The 14,487-nt window shown below is 71.5% G+C and carries 18 protein-coding genes and 4 tRNA genes; 18 read left to right on the forward strand and 4 right to left on the reverse strand.

What is annotated here, in order from left to right; all coding sequences use genetic code 11:
* Positions 1-12: 12 nt before the first annotated feature.
* The 5 genes from FJ251_01175 to FJ251_01195 all read left to right on the forward strand — a co-directional run bounded on the left by FJ251_01175 (position 13) and on the right by FJ251_01195 (position 3,410).
* A complete protein-coding gene (locus tag FJ251_01175) occupies positions 13-702 on the forward strand; it encodes a ComF family protein (protein ID MBM4116350.1) in 690 nt (229 codons plus the stop codon).
* Between the two features lie 133 nt (positions 703-835).
* Positions 836-2,050 (forward strand): phosphoglycerate kinase, encoded by a 1,215-nt coding sequence (locus tag FJ251_01180; GenBank protein ID MBM4116351.1) that lies wholly within the window; start codon positions 836-838, stop codon positions 2,048-2,050.
* Complete coding sequence (locus tag FJ251_01185) at positions 2,047-2,817, forward strand: triose-phosphate isomerase (protein MBM4116352.1); 771 nt, start codon at positions 2,047-2,049, stop codon at positions 2,815-2,817. The genes FJ251_01180 and FJ251_01185 overlap by 4 nt, the downstream gene beginning before the upstream one ends.
* A gap of 72 nt (positions 2,818-2,889) precedes the next feature.
* Positions 2,890-3,318 (forward strand): preprotein translocase subunit SecG, encoded by a 429-nt coding sequence (secG, locus tag FJ251_01190; protein MBM4116353.1) that lies wholly within the window; start codon positions 2,890-2,892, stop codon positions 3,316-3,318.
* A gap of 5 nt (positions 3,319-3,323) precedes the next feature.
* Positions 3,324-3,410, forward strand: a tRNA-Leu gene (locus FJ251_01195).
* Positions 3,411-3,463: 53 nt separating this feature from the next.
* Here FJ251_01195 and FJ251_01200 read toward each other — a convergent pair.
* Positions 3,464-3,901 (reverse strand): hypothetical protein, encoded by a 438-nt coding sequence (locus FJ251_01200; protein MBM4116354.1) that lies wholly within the window; start codon positions 3,899-3,901, stop codon positions 3,464-3,466.
* Positions 3,902-4,288: 387 nt separating this feature from the next.
* On the opposite strand from FJ251_01200, the gene FJ251_01205 reads away from it, so the two are divergent.
* On the forward strand, positions 4,289-4,537 hold the full coding sequence (locus tag FJ251_01205) for a hypothetical protein (GenBank protein MBM4116355.1): 249 nt from the start codon (positions 4,289-4,291) through the stop codon (positions 4,535-4,537).
* Positions 4,538-4,592: 55 nt separating this feature from the next.
* On the opposite strand, the gene FJ251_01210 is transcribed toward FJ251_01205, so the two are convergent.
* A complete protein-coding gene (locus FJ251_01210) occupies positions 4,593-5,468 on the reverse strand; it encodes a hypothetical protein (GenBank protein MBM4116356.1) in 876 nt (291 codons plus the stop codon).
* Between FJ251_01210 and FJ251_01215 the strand changes: the two genes are divergently transcribed.
* Genes FJ251_01215 through mutT form a run of 4 tightly spaced genes read left to right on the forward strand, consistent with a single transcriptional unit; the run spans position 5,467 to position 7,417 of the window.
* Positions 5,467-5,958: a DUF2007 domain-containing protein gene (locus FJ251_01215; protein MBM4116357.1), complete on the forward strand. Its 492-nt coding sequence runs from the start codon at positions 5,467-5,469 to the stop codon at positions 5,956-5,958. The two genes, FJ251_01210 and FJ251_01215, sit on opposite strands and share 2 nt — an antisense overlap.
* 23 nt (positions 5,959-5,981) lie before the next feature.
* A complete protein-coding gene (locus FJ251_01220; protein MBM4116358.1) occupies positions 5,982-6,674 on the forward strand; it encodes a zinc metallopeptidase in 693 nt (230 codons plus the stop codon).
* A complete protein-coding gene (locus FJ251_01225) occupies positions 6,670-6,981 on the forward strand; it encodes an MTH1187 family thiamine-binding protein (GenBank protein ID MBM4116359.1) in 312 nt (103 codons plus the stop codon). Before FJ251_01220 ends, FJ251_01225 begins: the two co-directional genes overlap by 5 nt.
* A 13-nt stretch (positions 6,982-6,994) precedes the next feature.
* Positions 6,995-7,417 (forward strand): 8-oxo-dGTP diphosphatase MutT, encoded by a 423-nt coding sequence (gene mutT / locus FJ251_01230; GenBank protein ID MBM4116360.1) that lies wholly within the window; start codon positions 6,995-6,997, stop codon positions 7,415-7,417.
* On the opposite strand, the gene FJ251_01235 is transcribed toward mutT, so the two are convergent.
* Complete coding sequence (locus tag FJ251_01235) at positions 7,414-9,234, reverse strand: ChaN family lipoprotein (protein ID MBM4116361.1); 1,821 nt, start codon at positions 9,232-9,234, stop codon at positions 7,414-7,416. The genes mutT and FJ251_01235 overlap by 4 nt on opposite strands.
* Between FJ251_01235 and FJ251_01240 the strand changes: the two genes are divergently transcribed.
* The 3 genes from FJ251_01240 to mnmA are packed head-to-tail and all read left to right on the forward strand — an operon-like array spanning position 9,098 to position 10,886.
* A complete protein-coding gene (locus FJ251_01240) occupies positions 9,098-9,514 on the forward strand; it encodes a DUF507 family protein (protein ID MBM4116362.1) in 417 nt (138 codons plus the stop codon). The genes FJ251_01235 and FJ251_01240 overlap by 137 nt on opposite strands.
* Positions 9,511-9,795 carry a DUF507 family protein gene (locus FJ251_01245; GenBank protein MBM4116363.1) on the forward strand — a complete coding sequence of 95 codons (285 nt, stop codon included), beginning with the start codon at positions 9,511-9,513 and terminating at the stop codon, positions 9,793-9,795. Before FJ251_01240 ends, FJ251_01245 begins: the two co-directional genes overlap by 4 nt.
* On the forward strand, positions 9,792-10,886 hold the full coding sequence (gene mnmA / locus FJ251_01250) for a tRNA 2-thiouridine(34) synthase MnmA (protein MBM4116364.1): 1,095 nt from the start codon (positions 9,792-9,794) through the stop codon (positions 10,884-10,886). The genes FJ251_01245 and mnmA overlap by 4 nt, the downstream gene beginning before the upstream one ends.
* Positions 10,887-10,900: 14 nt before the next feature.
* Here the strand turns inward: mnmA and FJ251_01255 are convergent, their stop codons facing one another.
* On the reverse strand, positions 10,901-12,133 hold the full coding sequence (locus tag FJ251_01255; protein MBM4116365.1) for a T9SS type A sorting domain-containing protein: 1,233 nt from the start codon (positions 12,131-12,133) through the stop codon (positions 10,901-10,903).
* Between the two features lie 106 nt (positions 12,134-12,239).
* Here FJ251_01255 and FJ251_01260 point away from each other — a divergent pair, with 106 nt between their 5' ends.
* From FJ251_01260 to FJ251_01280, 5 genes are all read left to right on the forward strand, one after another.
* Positions 12,240-13,184 (forward strand): hypothetical protein, encoded by a 945-nt coding sequence (locus tag FJ251_01260; GenBank protein ID MBM4116366.1) that lies wholly within the window; start codon positions 12,240-12,242, stop codon positions 13,182-13,184.
* Positions 13,185-13,234: 50 nt separating this feature from the next.
* Positions 13,235-13,319, forward strand: a tRNA-Ser gene (locus FJ251_01265).
* 9 nt (positions 13,320-13,328) lie between these two features.
* Positions 13,329-13,422, forward strand: a tRNA-Ser gene (locus FJ251_01270).
* A gap of 1 nt (position 13,423) precedes the next feature.
* Positions 13,424-13,500, forward strand: a tRNA-Arg gene (locus FJ251_01275).
* Positions 13,501-13,712: 212 nt separating this feature from the next.
* Positions 13,713-14,402 (forward strand): hypothetical protein, encoded by a 690-nt coding sequence (locus FJ251_01280; protein MBM4116367.1) that lies wholly within the window; start codon positions 13,713-13,715, stop codon positions 14,400-14,402.
* Positions 14,403-14,487 lie beyond the last annotated feature (85 nt).

Below are 14,487 nucleotides of genomic sequence, written 5' to 3' on the forward strand. Positions count from 1 at the left end.
GAGTCATGGCCAATGCAATGGGGCCGTCTCCTCGCCGATTGCCTGCCGAGTCTCTGCCAGGCCTGCGGCGAGCGCGTCGATCGGCCAGGGGACTGGCGGCGCTTCGCAGCACTCTGCACGGGCTGCGCGGAGGGTCTGCGCCGCGAGGCCGGCCAGCTCACGCTCGCGCCCGGTCTGCCGCTGCTCTGGCCCTATGCGCCCGGCGTCGCCGTGCTCGCACTGCTCAAAGGACTGAAGTACAGCGGCCGCGACGGCGCACTACCGCTGCTCGTCGACGGTCTGGCCTGGCGGCTCTGGACGGCCGCACCGCCTCGCCCCTGGTACTTCCTGCCCGTGCCTCTGCCCCTGCCGCGGCGCCTGGCGCGCGGCTTCAACCAGAGCGAACTGCTCGCCTCGGCGCTGCGGCAGCGGCTCGGCGAGGGGCATCTCCTCAAGCCCCTGCGCCGGCGCCTCTTCGCCGGCCGCCAGGCGGGCCGAGGCCGCGCGGAGCGCCTCCGGCAGGCCGGTGGCGAGTACTTCGCGCGCGGCGCGCTGCCCGAACTGGGCAGCCTCATCGCAATCGACGACCTCGCGACTACCGGCAGCACCCTGCGCGCCTGTCAGGCGGCGCTCGGGGGCGCGGCGTCAGGACGCCTGCTTGCGCTCACCGTGACGCGCGTGCCCCCCGCCGGGGTCTCCCTTGACAGGCCGAAGATGGCCTGAGTAACTTGTGCGCACTCGGAGTCGGCGCCTGCGCAGGCGCCGCACCGGCCCGCGCCTCCGATCCTGCACCGGGACTGCCGCGGCCGCCTCCGCCGGGGGCGGCCGGCGTCCCACAGCGAAGGAAAGCGCCCCCATGCTCTCGAAGCTGTCCGTTCGCGACCTGGATGTGGCGGGAAGGCGCGTCTTCGTGCGCGTCGATTTCAATGTCCCTTTGAACGAGCGCCAGGAAGTCACCGATGACACGCGGATTCGCGCGTCGCTGGACACCCTGCGCCTGCTGCTGGACCGGGGCGCCATCCTCATCCTGGGCAGCCATCTCGGCCGGCCGGATGGCAAGGTGGCCCCGGCCTACAGCCTGTCGCCCGCCGCCGATCGGCTGGCGGAGCTCGTGGACGTCCCGGTCCGCTTCGCGCGCGACTGTGTGGGGCGCGAGGTGCAGGAAGCGGTCGCCCAGATGCGCAACGGCAGCATCCTGATGCTGGAGAACCTGCGCTTCCATGCGGGCGAGGAGGCCAACAGCCCCGAGTTCGCCGCCGAGCTGGCCGCGCTGGCCGACCTCTACGTGAACGACGCCTTCGGCACCGCGCACCGCGCCCACGCGTCCACCGCGGGGATGACGCGCCACTTCGAATACCGCGCCGCCGGTCTGCTCATGGAGAGGGAGCTCAGCTTCCTGGGCCAGCTGCTCAGCGCGCCCGAGCGCCCGGCCTGCGCGCTCCTGGGCGGCGCCAAGCTGGGCACGAAGATCCCGATCATCCGCAACCTCCTGGAGCACCTGGACACCTTGATGATCGGCGGCGGCATGGCCTTCACCTTCTTCAAGGCGCTGGGCCTGGGCGTGGGCAAGAGCATCGTCGATCCCAGCCTGCTCGAGGTCGCCCTGCAGACCATCCGCAGCGCCAAGGAGAGCAAGCGCGAGATCCTGCTGCCGGTGGACATCGTCGTCGCGCGCGAGCTGAGCGACGACGCCGACACCCAGGTCGTGCTGCCCACGGACATCCCCGAGGGCTGGATGGGCCTGGATATCGGTCCGAAGACGGTGGACCTCTACACGCAGGTGATCCAGGCCTCGAAGTCGGTCTTCTGGAACGGGCCGATGGGCGTCTTCGAAGTGCCCAAGTTCTCGCGGGGCACCCTGAGCCTGGCCAAGGCGCTGGCCGAGGCGACGAGCCAGGGGGCGATCACCGTGGTGGGAGGCGGCGACTCCGTGGCGGCGATCACCCAGCTCAAGCTCGCCAAGCGCTTCACCCACGTCTCGACGGGCGGGGGCGCCAGCCTCGAGTTCATGGAAGGCCGCGTTCTTCCGGGCGTGGAAGCCCTCACCGACGCCAAGGAAGCCGTGGTATGAGTTCCAGGCGTCCGCTGATCGCGGGCAACTGGAAGATGAACCTGGCCCCGCGCGAAGCCGCGGCGCTGGCCCGCGCCCTGGCGGCCGGGTTGGGCGGCCGCGAGCGCGGCGCGGATGTCGTCGTCGCCCCGACGGCGCTCGCGCTGGCCGCCGTCGTCGAGGCCCTCGCGGAGGCGCCGATCGGCGTCGCCGGGCAGAATCTCCACGCCGAGCCCGCGGGCGCCTTCACCGGCGAGATCAGCGGTCCGATGCTGCGGGCGGCCGGCGCGGGCTGGGTCATTCTCGGTCACTCCGAGCGGCGCCAGTGCTTCGGCGAGACGGACGCCGGCGTGGCGAGCAAGGCGCGGGCGGCCCTGGCGGCCGGCCTGCTGCCGATTCTCTGCGTGGGCGAGACCCTGGCCGAGCGCGAAGGCGGCCGCACCCTCGCGGTCGTGCTCGGGCAGCTGGACGGCGTCCTCGCCGGGCTCGACGAGACAGCGCTCGCCCTCGTCACGCTGGCCTATGAGCCGGTATGGGCGATCGGCACGGGTCGGGTGGCGACCGCCGCCCAGGCCCAGGAGGTGCACGCGGCCATCCGCCTGCGCCTCTGGGAGCGCTTCGGTGCAGCGCTGGCCCAGGAGCTGCGCGTCCTCTACGGCGGCAGCGTCAAGCCGGAGAACGTCGCCGAGCTGATGGGCCAGCCGGACATCGACGGGGGGCTGGTGGGGGGCGCGAGCCTCCAGGCGGGCTCATTCTTGGCCCTGATTCCGCCCTACGGCCAGTCTTGACAGCGCCCTAGGGTCTTGATATTTTGCGCTTTCCCCGTCCTGGTCCCGCTGCGACTGCCGAGGTGAGGGCACATGTACGCCGTTTTCCTGACACTCTTCATCCTGGTCTGCCTGATCCTGGTGATCGTGGTGCTCCTGCAGTCGAGCAAGGGCGGCGGCCTGGCCGGCGCCTTCGGCGGCGGCAGCGACAGCTCGGTTCTCGGCGGGCGCAGCGCGGCGACCTTTCTCGGCAAGCTGACGGTCTGGCTGGCCGCCTCCTTCATGGCGCTGGCCTTGCTCCTGGCCATTCTGTCCTCGCGTTCGCGGAGCGGGGGCGAGGCGTCGGAGAGCATCATCAGCAGGCGGCAGCAGTCGGGGGCGCTGGACGTCTACGACGTCGAGCAGTCGGCCCCCCTGTCCAGCCAGATCCAGACACAGCCGGCCCCCGCACAGGGCGGCGAGGGACAGCCGGCGCCGAGCCCCGCGGGGGGAAGCGCCGAGCCGGCTCCGGCCGGCAACTAGCACGAGCCCGGGTGGTGGAATTGGTAGACACGCTGTCTTGAGGGGGCAGTGAACGAAAGTTCGTGCGAGTTCAAGTCTCGCCCCGGGCACCCGAACCTCCCGGCCGCCGGCCGCGGAGGTTCTTCATTTGGGGGGCATCCGGCCCTCAGCAGCCGTCGACGCCCCCGTCCAGGGAGAGACCCAGCTCGGCGGCCGCGCTGCGCGCAATGGCTTCGAGTCCGCCACCCGTCAGGAGCGCGGGCCCCTCTGGCAGGTCAGCGATCAGCGCCGGGTCCGCGCTGACGAGGGCCGCCAGCGACTGCTGCTGGCGCCGGTAGCTGCGGTCGGCGTCCTGTTCCCAGCGCGCGAGGCTGCGGATCAACTCGAGGCGGCGCCGCAGATCGCGGGCGAGCTGCGCCCGTTCGGCCGGCTCGGCCGGGCTCGGTGCCGTCTCAAGTCTGAGCTGGATCTCCTTGGCCCGCATCTCGTTCCAGACCAGTTCCGCGACGAGCAAGCCCTGCTCGCGCCGCAGGGCGAGCAGCGCTTCACGCAGCGCGCGCACGCGAGCGGCGCCGCTCTGACGAACGGTGGCCAGCTGTGTCAACTCGACCTCCCGCGGATCCTCCGACGGCGCCCGCAGGGGGCGCCGGGCTGGATCTTGCCTGGAGACGGCGCAGCAAGGATCGCGCCGGGCTCTGCTTGCCGAGGACTCCCCATCCTGCCTCGCCCTGCCGCGTGGCATCCCGGTCCGCGGACGACCCTTGCCGCGGGCGGAAAATCAGTCCCGCGGCCAGGCGGCGCGGGCGAGCGGCCGCCCGTCGTCCAGGGCGTGGGTCCCGATGGCCAAGCGCGCAAAGAGCGCCGGCGGCAGACTGCCGTGGGTGTCGGCGATGAGGGCGATGGCCATGCGGTAGCCGCCGCGGCTGGGGGTGGCAAGCGCAGGCCGAGATGCTATCTTGGCCTCAGCCGCCGATCAACGGAGAAGCCGACGATGAGCCAGATCCCGGACGAGCAGGCCCGCCTCGCCGAACTCGAGGCCGAGTTGCACGCCATCCTGCGGGAGAAGTACCACCAGCACTGGCGCCGCAAGGACGGCAAGCCGCTGCCGCTCGCGGAACAGGAGCGGCTGCAGGCGCTTCAGGAGCGGCTGCGCGCCGTGTTCGATGCGATCCGCATGATCGACCGCAAGTACAGGATCCCGCCCCTGCGCATGCACGAGGACTCCGGCCAAGGCGCCTGAACGAAAACGCCTCCGGTTGCCACCGGAGGCGTTGCCGTTACCGGGACCGACCCGCCTAGCCGAGCCGGAACGTGTAGCCGATGCTCGCGCTCCAGAGCCAGTGCTGCTTGCTGGTGTCGAACTCCTCGATCCGCTTCAGTTCGAAGGGCGAGTAGGAGGCGCGGAAGTCGACGTTGACGCCCACCAGGCGGTGCAGGAAGAAGATCCCGCCCAGGCCGAGATTCGCGGAGAGGAAGGTGTCGTTGGGCAGGAGGTAGCTGATGTCCTCTGGCGCGCTGGGTTCGTTCTGCTCGGCGGGGTAGTCCGTGGGCACGAAGAGCTGTCCGGAGATCTTGTAGGTGATCGCGCCAGCGCCCACGGCGCCGTAGAAGTTGATCGCGTTGTTCCGGGCGCGGTAGAGGACATAGTCCAGGTTCGCCCCGAAGCGCAGGACGTGGTAGGTGGGGTAATCGCCGACGACCCAGTTCAGCAGATCCTCGGGGTCGCCGGGATTGGTGACGCCCGAGTAGCGCGTGAAGGTGGCCGCCGAGAGCTCCTGCCCGTTGTACTCGATCACCAGATCCACCGGCGTGTACTTGACGTAGCCCTCGATCCCCCAGCGGGGCCTGATCGCCGTGCGCACGCGCAGGCCGACGTCCAGGTTGCCCAGGAAGCTCAGCTTGAGCGCATTGCGGTTCTGCAGGGGCGAGTCGAAGGGGATGCTCGGGTCGCGGAAATCGACGTCGTAGAGATCCTGCAGGCGGAAGCCCCAGTCCAGCCCCTGGATGGGGAACTCGTATTCCTTGAACTCGGCGAACTCGAAGTACTGCGTGCTGCCGAGGAGGTCGATGGTGACCTGGTGATTGCCGAGGAGGATGGCCTGAGCGGCGCCGGGCAGGGCGACCACGCAGGCCAGGGCCAGGGCAATGAGTTGAGCGGGCCGCTTGAACATGGCTTCCGCTGACCTCCGCTGTCCTTGGGGCGCTGCTGGGGGAGTCCGCCGAAAGCTAGAGGATGGCCGGCCGCTTGTCAATCCTGCAGATCCCGGAACTCTGGCGTTTTCAAGGCGATGGCCTCGACGGCCGCCGTCGCCGCCAAGGGGGATGACCGCGCGTCGCCGCCGGGCTATATTGTCCCCAACCCCGGCGAAGGGAGCCGAGATGCCGCTGGAGCCGCCCCCGGATCCGCTGGAACTCGTGAAGCTCTGCACCGTGGAGACGGCCATCGCCGCCCAAGTGCTGGAAGGCCTCCTGGAGGACCAGGGGATCCCCAGCCAGCTGCTGACCTGGCACTCGACGCCCCTGGACGGGATTTTCCAGACGCAGAAGGGCCACGCCGAGCTCAGAGTCTACCGGCGCGATCTCGAGCGCGCGCGCGAGGTGCTGGCCGACTTCACGCGGGCGGAAGCGGCGAATGACGCCGATGGCCCCGAGCCGAACTGATTGCCCCGGAGGAACCGATGCCGATGTTCGCCTTCCTGTTCTGGGATCCCACGCTCATCCTGCTGGCTCCCGCCCTGCTCTTCGCCTTCTGGGCGCAGATGCGCGTGCGCAGCGCCTACCGTGCCGGCCTCGCGGTCGCTTCGCGGCGCGGCCTCAGTGGCCGCGAGGTCGCCGAGCGGCTGCTCAGTAGCCAGGGATTGCGGGGCGTGAGCGTGCGCACTACCCAGGGCCAGCTCGACGACCACTACGACCCGCGCAACCGCACCGTCAACCTGAGCCCGGCGGTGCACGACCGCGCCAGCCTCGCCTCGCTCGCGATTGCCGCCCACGAGACCGGCCACGCCCTCCAGCACGCCCAGAGCTACGTGCCGCTCGCCCTGCGCAGCGCCATCGCGCCCACGGTGGGCTTCGCGAGCATGCTCGCCTTCCCCCCCTTCTTCATCGGCTTCCTCTTCAGCGGCGTGCGGATGCTCATGGACGTCGGCATCCTCTTCTTCGCCGGGGCCGTGCTCTTCCACCTCGTGACCCTGCCGGTGGAGTTCGACGCCAGCCGGCGCGCCATGGCCTTGCTCAAGGACGGCCGCTATCTCGAGGTGGACGAGGCGGCCGGCGCCAAGAAGGTGCTCGACGCGGCGGCTCTCACCTACGTGGCCGCGGCCGCGATGAGCGCCCTGCAGCTCCTGCGTCTGCTCGTCCTGCGCAACTCGCGCGATTGAGATGCTCGTCTTCCTGACGATCGCCCCCGTCGGCAGGGGGGAGAGCCTGAGCGAGGACGTCGCGGCCGTTCTCGACCTCATCGACCGGAGCGGCCTGCCCTACAAGACAGGGCCGATGGGCACCACGATCGAGGGCGAGTGGGACGCCGTGCTGGCGCTCGTCAAGCGCTGCCACTTCCTGATGCGGGAGCGCAGCGGGCGGGTCTCGACCTGCATCAAGATCGACGACCGCGTGGGCCGCAGCGGCGAGCTCGAGCGCAAGCCGGCCGCGCTCGAAGCGCGTCTGGGCCGCCGGCTCGAGCGCTAGCGGGCCCCGGGCGATGGCGGCGGGCAGCGGCGCCGGCCGCATCACCGTGGTCGCCGGAGTGCTCGTCCGCGCGGGCTCTGTGCTCATCGCCCGCCGACCGGACGGCGATCCCCTGGGGGCGGTCTGGGAGTTCCCCGGCGGCAAGCTCGAGCCCGGCGAAACGCCGGCGGGGGCGCTCGCGCGCGAACTGCGAGAGGAGCTCGGCATCGCGGCCGAGATCGGGCCCGAACTCGAGCGCATCGACCACGACTACCCGCAGCTCCGCCTGACGCTCATCGTGCACCGGGTGGCGCGCTTCGCGGGCGAGCCCCGCGGCCGGGCGGGGCAGGCCATCGCCTGGGTGGCTCCCGGACGCCTCGGCGACTATCCCTTCCCAGCGGCCGACGCCCGCCTGCTCGCCCGCCTGCCCGCGCTGCTCGCGGGCGAGGGAGCCTAGAGCCGCTCGGGCTCCTGGCGCCCCGCGCGGTCCTCTTCGCCGCTCAGATGCTCGAGGATCTCGAGGTAGCGACGCAGGGGACTGCCCTCCAGGTGGAAGGGCTCGAACCAGAGCGACCGCAGCCAGATCGGATCCAGGGCGTCGGCGAGCAGTGCGGCGTGCAGGCGGCTGCCGAGGCTGCGGCCGATGGCGCGGGTGAGGGCGCGGTGCAGGGGCGCTTCGAGGTTGAAGAACCGGGGGCTGAAGCCGTCGAACTCGCCGTTCTGCTGGAGCCGCTCCTCGGCCTCCAGGTAGGCGAGCAGCAGTTCGGCGCGGCCCCGCCAATCGCCGCTGCCGTCCTCGCGCAGGTAGCGCAGCAGCGCCGGGCGGTCCTGGCTCTTCCGGAGCGGATTGATGAGGAGCGAGCCCAGGAAGTGGAGAGCGGCCTGGACGACGCGCAGGTAGAAGTCGTCGGGCAGGGAGCGCGGGCGCAGGGCGAGCCGACTCGTGCGGCTGTGCAGGACGCGGGCCGCCAGCTCGGCCAGGCGGTTGGGGGAGGGATCGGCGATCACGGCGAGATCCCGCTCCCGCAGATAGCAGTCCTCGCCCAGACGGAGGGAGGCGAGCACGAGGGCCAGCTCCTCGTCCCGCCAGCCCGCGGCGCGCGCGATGCGCCGCGCGAAGTCGGGCTCGGCGATCCAGAAGACCCGCGGCGGCGCTTGCTCGAGGAGCGGGATGCGCAGGAAGTGCCCCATGCGGCGCAGTGCGCCGTCGACCTCCAGGCCGAGATCCTCGCTCAGATCGGCGGGGTCGGGCAGGGCCCAGTCCTCGCGCTCACCGGCATGGAAGCTGAGCCAGTGCACGTAGGACTGCAGCTTCATCAGTGGCGTGGCGCTCTGGATGCAGAGATCGCCGCCCGCCAGGGCGAGGATCTCGGGCGCCCGGCCCGCGGGCGTCAGGCTTTGCCAGAAGAGCGCCTCTTGGTTCTGGAAGATGCGCAGGCTGCGCGCGGGGGGGAGCCCAGCGCGCGCGCCGGCGCGGGCGGCGGCCGCCGGCAGGTGGCCGTCGGCGAGGTGGTAGTCCCCGAAGAGGACGAGGAGCGGGCGCGCGGGCTCGCGCCGCCGCTGGGCGGCGATGAGCGCGGCCGCCCGCCGGTCCCGCTCGGCGAGCGCCCGTTCGGCACGGCGGGGGCGCGTGTTGAGCGCGATCACCGGCAGCCGGTGGTAGCGCGCGAAATCGAGCAGGGTTTGCACCGGTTGCCAGGGAAAGTCCCAGAGCCGCTCCGCCTCCACCTGCTGCACGAAGCGAGCGCGCGCTAGGCGGCCGGCGAGGAAGGCGTCGACGAGGGCCTGGCGCTCGGCGGGCAGCATCTCCAGCGCGAGGGCCGGCGCGCGCCCGCGCCGCTGCAGGCGACGCAGCAGGCGCAGCGCGGTGCGCTGGGACTGCGGGAGGCTGTGGTAGTCGCCGATGAAGATGAGTTCGGCCGCGGCGAGGCGGACGTCGAGGTCGGCGGGCGCGAGGACGCGGCCGGTCCAGGCCGGGAACTCGGCCTCGAAGCGGGCGCGGTAGCGGGCGAGGTAGGGGGGCGGCGGCTCGAGCAGCGCGTCCAGGCGCGCCGCGAGCGCGCCCTGCATCTCGCGCTGCAGCTGTCGCCAGCGCGAGAACTGCCCCTGCGTGCCCGCCGGCTTCTCCGGCTTGCCCATGCGTCCTCCCAGGCAACCCCCGGCCGGGGGTCGCCGGCAGCCGGCTGCAAGAAACGGGCACAGGTCGCCGGGCCGGGTCGGGGCCTTTACAGGCCGCAGCCGCTCGGCTAGATTCAGCCCGACGAGGAGGATCATGCGCCTGAGCCCAGCGAAGATCGACTATCTGGCGCACAAGCTGGTCCGCCTGATGCGCGAGCACGACGCCGTCGCATTCAACATCGAGGCCGACGAGCTCGAGCGCATCATCGCCTGGGAGATCACCGAGGAGCTACGCGTCGAGGACGAGATCGACGACGAAGTGAACACTCTCCTCGACCAGTACGAGCGGCAGATCGCGCATGGGGACCTGGACCAGATGGTGCTCCGGCGCAAGCTGAAGCAGGAGCTGGCCCGCAAGCGGGGGTACACCCTATGAGGCTGAGCGAGGAGCGCATCGAGGTGATCGCCGGCCGGCTCGCCGACCGCCTGCTCGATGAGGAGCTGGTGGACATCACCATCACCGAGCGCGCCTTCCTGGACCGGCTCGAAATCTGGATCGCCCAGGACCTGGAGATCGAGGAGGAGATCAACGAAGCGGCCGTGAAGCGGCTGGAGAGCTACTCCCGCAAGATCGAGCACGGCAGCGACGAGTGGGAGACCCTGCTCGAAAAGGCGAAGGAGGAGCTGGCGCGCGCGCGCGGCTACGTGATCCGATGAAGCCCCTGGCCGGCCGCCGCGTCCTCGTGGCGATGAGCGGCGGCGTCGACTCCTCCGCGGCGGCCGCCCTGCTCCTGGAGCAGGGCGCTGTCGTCGAAGGCGCCACCACCAAGAACTTCTGCCTCGCCGAGACGGACGAGCTGCCCGGCCGCTCCTGCTGCTCGGTGGACGCCATCGCCGACGCCCGAACGGTCTGTGCGCAGCTCGGCATTCCCCACCGCGTCGTGGACGAGACCGCCCGCTTCCGCGAGCAGGTGATCGACGACTTCGCGGCTGCCTACGCGGCCGGGCGCACGCCGAACCCCTGCCTGCGCTGCAACTCCCTGGTGCGCTTTCCGCGTTTCGTGGAGGAGGCGGCGGCCGGCGGATTCGACGCCGTCGCCACGGGGCACTACGCGCGCCTGCTCGCGCTGGAGGGCCGGCTCTGCCTGGCCCGCGCGATCGACGGCGAGAAGGACCAGAGCTACTTCCTCGCCGCCATGGATCCAGCGCTCTATGCGCGGCTCCTCTTCCCGCTCGGCGCGCTCACGAAGGCCGAGACGCGCGCGGTGGCGCGCCGCCACGGCCTGCACGTGGCCGAGAAGCGCGAGAGCCAGGACGTCTGCTTCCTCGGCGGGCGCAGCCTGCGCGACTACCTCGGCGAGCGCGCGCTGCTGCGGCCCGGACCCCTGCTCGACGAGCAGGGGCGCCGGCTCGGCGAGCACGCGGGCGCCGCGCTCCTCACCGTCGGCCAGCGCCACGGCCTCGGCCTGGCGGCGGGCGCGCCGCGCTACGTGCTGCGCGTCGACACAGGGACGGGCGAGGTCGTGGTCGGGGAGGCGGAAGCGCTCATCGCCCGCCGCCTCCGCTGCGGTGAAGCCTGGCTGCATCCGGCCCTCGCGGGCGGCGACGGGACCGCGATCGCCAGCGCGCTGACTGCACGCATCCGCCACCGCGGCCCGGCGCAGCCGCTGCGCGCTTGGCGCTGGGACGGTACCGCCTTCGACGTGGACTTCGCGACACCGGTGCGCGCGGCAGCGCCCGGACAGAGCCTCGTGCTCTACGCCGGCGAGTGCGTGGTGGGGCACGGGATCATCGAGCGCGGCGACTGAGGTGCGCCGGCGCCCTACCTGAGCAGCACCAGCTTGCTGCGCGCGACAGGGCGGCCGTCCTGGCTGAGGATGGCCAGGTAGAGCCCGGCCGGCAGTGACCCAGCCTGCCAGTCGACCGCCAGCGACCCGGCGGGCGCCTCGCCGGCGAAGAGCCGCGCCACTCGCCGCCCCTGCGGGTCGAAGATCTCCAGGCGCGCCGGTCCGGCGAGGGGCAGGCGGAAGCGCAGGCGCGTCGTCGGGTTGAAGGGGTTCGGCCAGACGTCGAGCCGCGCCGCCGTGGGCAGCTCGGCCACGGCCGTGCTCTCGCTCCAGCTCAGGTCGACGCACAGCGGCAGGTGATCGCTGGCCTCGTGCAGGGCCTGGGCGACCTCGGCGCTGACGGCGCCGTTGACCCCCGTCACGATCGAGAGGTTGAGGTGGGCGCCGTCGTTGCCCAGGGTCAGGTAGCTGGCGGGCTCGAGTTCGAGGCCCAGGCCGTCGAGCAGGGCGGCGCCCGGCAGCAGGAAGTCGAAGCGGTCGTCCAGGCCGCCCGTGGCGCCGCCGCCGAAGTCGCTCGTGCGGGTGCTCTGGCTGTGCACGGTCGCGAAGGCCGGATTGTCGTGCCAGGCGCCTTCGGCGGCCAGGGGATCGAAGAGCTGGCCCGGACCGGGGCTGCGCAGGAGTTGCCAGGCCGGCTCGGCGGCCGTGTAGAGATTGAAGTCGCCGCAGACGAGTACGGCGCGGCCGGCCGGCAGCGCGTCCAGGCTGGCGCGCAGGACGAGGCACTCCTCGTATCGCCGCTGCTCCTCGCTGCTCCCCTGGCTGGCCTTCAGGTGCAGGTTGTAGACGCGCAGCGTGTCGCCCGAGGCGGCGAGGCGCAGATCCCACCAGTCGATGTCGCGCAGGGCCGTGTCCAGCCAGCCGGCGGCGAGCACGCTGGCGCAGTCCGCGCGCAGGAAGAGGGCGCGGTCGGTATCGAAGCCATCGTGGAAGGGCGCGGCGCTCCAGGCCCCCGGGGCCAGCGGCTCCAGGACCTGGGCGAGGAACTGGTCGACGCCACTCTGGCCCAGCATCTCCTGGACGAGGAGCAGGTCCGGCGCCGCGGCGGCGAGGACGGTCTGGAAGTGGGGGGCGCGCGCGGCGCCCGTGCTGCCCGGGTAGTTCAGCAGGTTGTGGCTGACGAGGCGGACTTGGCCTGCCTGCGCGGCTGCTGCCAGCGCGGTCAGGAGGAGGAGGGCCAGTCGAGCGCCTTGGCGGGAGGCTGCCATCCGCGCTTTTTCCTTTCGCCGGGGGCGGCTTCCCCTCCATTCTAGCATGAGCGCCGGCGGGGCCGAAGCGGCATCTCGCCCGCCTGCTTGCGCTTGAGAGGTTCCGATGCGACGCCTTCGCGCCCTCGCCCCCTGGCTCGCCCTCGCTGCACTGCTCGCGCGGGCACCGGGGCTCGCGGCCGCGCCGCTGCCGGCGGTCCAGGTGGAGAGCGAGGCGCCGGACAGCGCCCTGGCCGCGGAGCTGGGGCGTCTGACCGAGGCCTTCCTCCGCGCCCTGCCCGTCTCCGAACGGCCAGTCGACACCTCGCCGATCCGCCTCCTGATCGCGGCCGACGGGGAGCAGTTCAGCCGGCTCGCGGGCGGCCGCAATCCGGAGTGGGCGGCGGCGCTCGTGCTGGAGCGGGGACGCACGGTGCTGATCGACAAGCGCCACCTGCTCGATCTGGGCCGTTCCGCGGTGCTGCTGCGCCACGAGCTGGCGCACCTGCTGCTGGATCGGCGCACGCGGGGCGCCGCGCTCCCGCGCTGGTTCCACGAGGGCTACGCCCAGCTGCGCGCCGGCGAGTGGAGCATGGAGGCGCTCTGGCGACTCGGGCGCGCCGCCTGGACGGGCAGCGCGATCCCGCTCGCCCAGCTCGAGCGGGCCTTTCCGGCGACGGGACCACGGGCCGAGCTGGCCTATGCCCAGTCGCTGGCGGCGGTGCAGGCGCTCGCCCGGGACGGCGAGGGCTGGGCAGCGCTGTTCGAGGCGCTGGAGGCGGGCGTTCCCTTCGCGGACGCGCTGGAGTGCAGCCGGGGCGAGCGGCCAAGCGCCTTCTACATCCGCTTCGATGGGGAGGTGATGCCGGGATTCCGGCGCTGGTCTCTGCTCTTCGGTACGGCGCCGCTCTTCTTCGGCCTCGCGCTTCTGTTCATCGTCGCCGCCTGGCGGCGCCGCCGCCAGCGCGGGGCAGGCGTCGCGGCCGCGGAGAGCGCCGAAGCGCCGCAGGGAGAGACGGAGCAGAGCGAGTGGCTTAACCGCGGGTGGATTGACAGGTTCCGCCGTCGCTGATATATTGCGCGCCGGCTTGGGACGGGCTATCCTCCGGGCGCTCGGGATCGGGAGGACTAGCCTAACTGGTAAGGCAGCGGTCTTGAAAACCGCGGGGCTTTGCCCTTGGGGGTTCGAGTCCCTCGTCCTCCGCCTGTGTCGCCGGGAGAGGTGACCGAGTTTGGCCGAAGGTGCGCGCCTGCTAAGCGCGTGTGGGTCGAAAGACTCACCCAGGGTTCAAATCCCTGCCTCTCCGCCCTGCGCCCATAGCTCAATTGGATAGAGCATCTGACTACGGATCAGAAGGTTTGGGGTTCGAATCCCTATGGGCGTACCTGAAGCTCCCCATCGATCGAGGGCTCGCCGCGAGGCGAGCCCTTCGTGTCTTCGGTGCGCAGGCGCCGGCGCTTGAAGAGCGTGGCTGAACTCGCGTTTCGAGGCTATAATCGCCAGCGTCGAGACGGCGGGACCCTGGCGCGCGGGCCGCATTCCCCGCGCGGGCGTCGGAGTTGCCCGTGGTCTTCCGATATCGGCGGGGGGCGGAGCGGGATGCTACGGCAGCTAGCGATTGCGGTGACGATGTTCATCGTGGCCTCGACGGCAAGCGCGATGACCCTGACCGCCGACGGTTTCACGGCGCCGGGTGTCGCTAGCCCACCGGCGCAGCGCGATCGCCTGGGTCTCGTCTACGACGGCAGCTTCGAGTTCGGCCCGTGCAGAGAAGACGGGTCTCCCTACACAACGGGCTCGGCCTGGCGCTGCACGACCAACACCACCTGCAACTGGATCCTCGATCCCACTCCGATCTGGGGCTATCCCGCCTACGACGGCGTGCTGGCCGCCTGGCTGGGTGGTTTCTGCGGCTATCCGAACAGCAACAGCTTCTGCCAGGAGATCTTCATCGACGGCTCGCCGCTGAGCTGGCAATGGATGGGCTACGTCAACAGCGCTTGCGGGACGGCCTCCGTGAGTGTGAACGGTGTCACGGTCTGGAGCCACGTGATGCAGATGTCCGAGCATACCTACGGCAGCTGGAACAGCGCCAGCAGCAGCTGGGGCGGCGTGGATCTCGAACCCTACTGCGCACAGGGCGTGACCCTCTGTATCAACTGGGTCGCCTGTCCGGACGGCGCCAGCAACGACAATATGCTGATCGATTACGTGGTCATCGAGCGCGCAGAGTGCAGCACCGGAGTTGCCGCGAGGCGCTCCATGTCGACCGTGAAGTCGCAGTACTAGCTCCGCTGCCGGCGGCGCCGGGATCGGCACCTCCGAGCCGGCGAAGACCGTCCCGGGATGGCCCCATGTTGCCTGGCTTTACCCC

It is taken from the genome of bacterium, assembly GCA_016873475.1.
Classification (GTDB): domain Bacteria; phylum Krumholzibacteriota; class Krumholzibacteriia; order JACNKJ01; family JACNKJ01; genus VGXI01.

Excerpts from the sequence above, each read along its gene's own strand:
- mnmA (MBM4116364.1), top strand. The coding sequence starts at position 9,792 with ATGAAGCCCCTGGCCGGCCGCCGCGTCCTCGTGGCGATGAGCGGCGGC.
- FJ251_01255 (MBM4116365.1), bottom strand. The coding sequence starts at position 12,133 with ATGGCAGCCTCCCGCCAAGGCGCTCGACTGGCCCTCCTCCTCCTGACC.
- FJ251_01185 (MBM4116352.1), top strand. The coding sequence starts at position 2,047 with ATGAGTTCCAGGCGTCCGCTGATCGCGGGCAACTGGAAGATGAACCTG.
- mutT (MBM4116360.1), top strand. The coding sequence starts at position 6,995 with ATGGCGGCGGGCAGCGGCGCCGGCCGCATCACCGTGGTCGCCGGAGTG.
- secG (MBM4116353.1), top strand. The coding sequence starts at position 2,890 with ATGTACGCCGTTTTCCTGACACTCTTCATCCTGGTCTGCCTGATCCTG.
- FJ251_01215 (MBM4116357.1), top strand. The coding sequence starts at position 5,467 with ATGGCTTCCGCTGACCTCCGCTGTCCTTGGGGCGCTGCTGGGGGAGTC.
- FJ251_01260 (MBM4116366.1), top strand. The coding sequence starts at position 12,240 with ATGCGACGCCTTCGCGCCCTCGCCCCCTGGCTCGCCCTCGCTGCACTG.
- FJ251_01175 (MBM4116350.1), top strand. The coding sequence starts at position 13 with ATGCAATGGGGCCGTCTCCTCGCCGATTGCCTGCCGAGTCTCTGCCAG.
- FJ251_01245 (MBM4116363.1), top strand. The coding sequence starts at position 9,511 with ATGAGGCTGAGCGAGGAGCGCATCGAGGTGATCGCCGGCCGGCTCGCC.
- FJ251_01220 (MBM4116358.1), top strand. The coding sequence starts at position 5,982 with ATGTTCGCCTTCCTGTTCTGGGATCCCACGCTCATCCTGCTGGCTCCC.
- FJ251_01235 (MBM4116361.1), bottom strand. The coding sequence starts at position 9,234 with ATGATCCTCCTCGTCGGGCTGAATCTAGCCGAGCGGCTGCGGCCTGTA.
- FJ251_01205 (MBM4116355.1), top strand. The coding sequence starts at position 4,289 with ATGAGCCAGATCCCGGACGAGCAGGCCCGCCTCGCCGAACTCGAGGCC.
- FJ251_01280 (MBM4116367.1), top strand. The coding sequence starts at position 13,713 with ATGCTACGGCAGCTAGCGATTGCGGTGACGATGTTCATCGTGGCCTCG.
- FJ251_01210 (MBM4116356.1), bottom strand. The coding sequence starts at position 5,468 with ATGTTCAAGCGGCCCGCTCAACTCATTGCCCTGGCCCTGGCCTGCGTG.
- FJ251_01240 (MBM4116362.1), top strand. The coding sequence starts at position 9,098 with ATGCGTCCTCCCAGGCAACCCCCGGCCGGGGGTCGCCGGCAGCCGGCT.
- FJ251_01180 (MBM4116351.1), top strand. The coding sequence starts at position 836 with ATGCTCTCGAAGCTGTCCGTTCGCGACCTGGATGTGGCGGGAAGGCGC.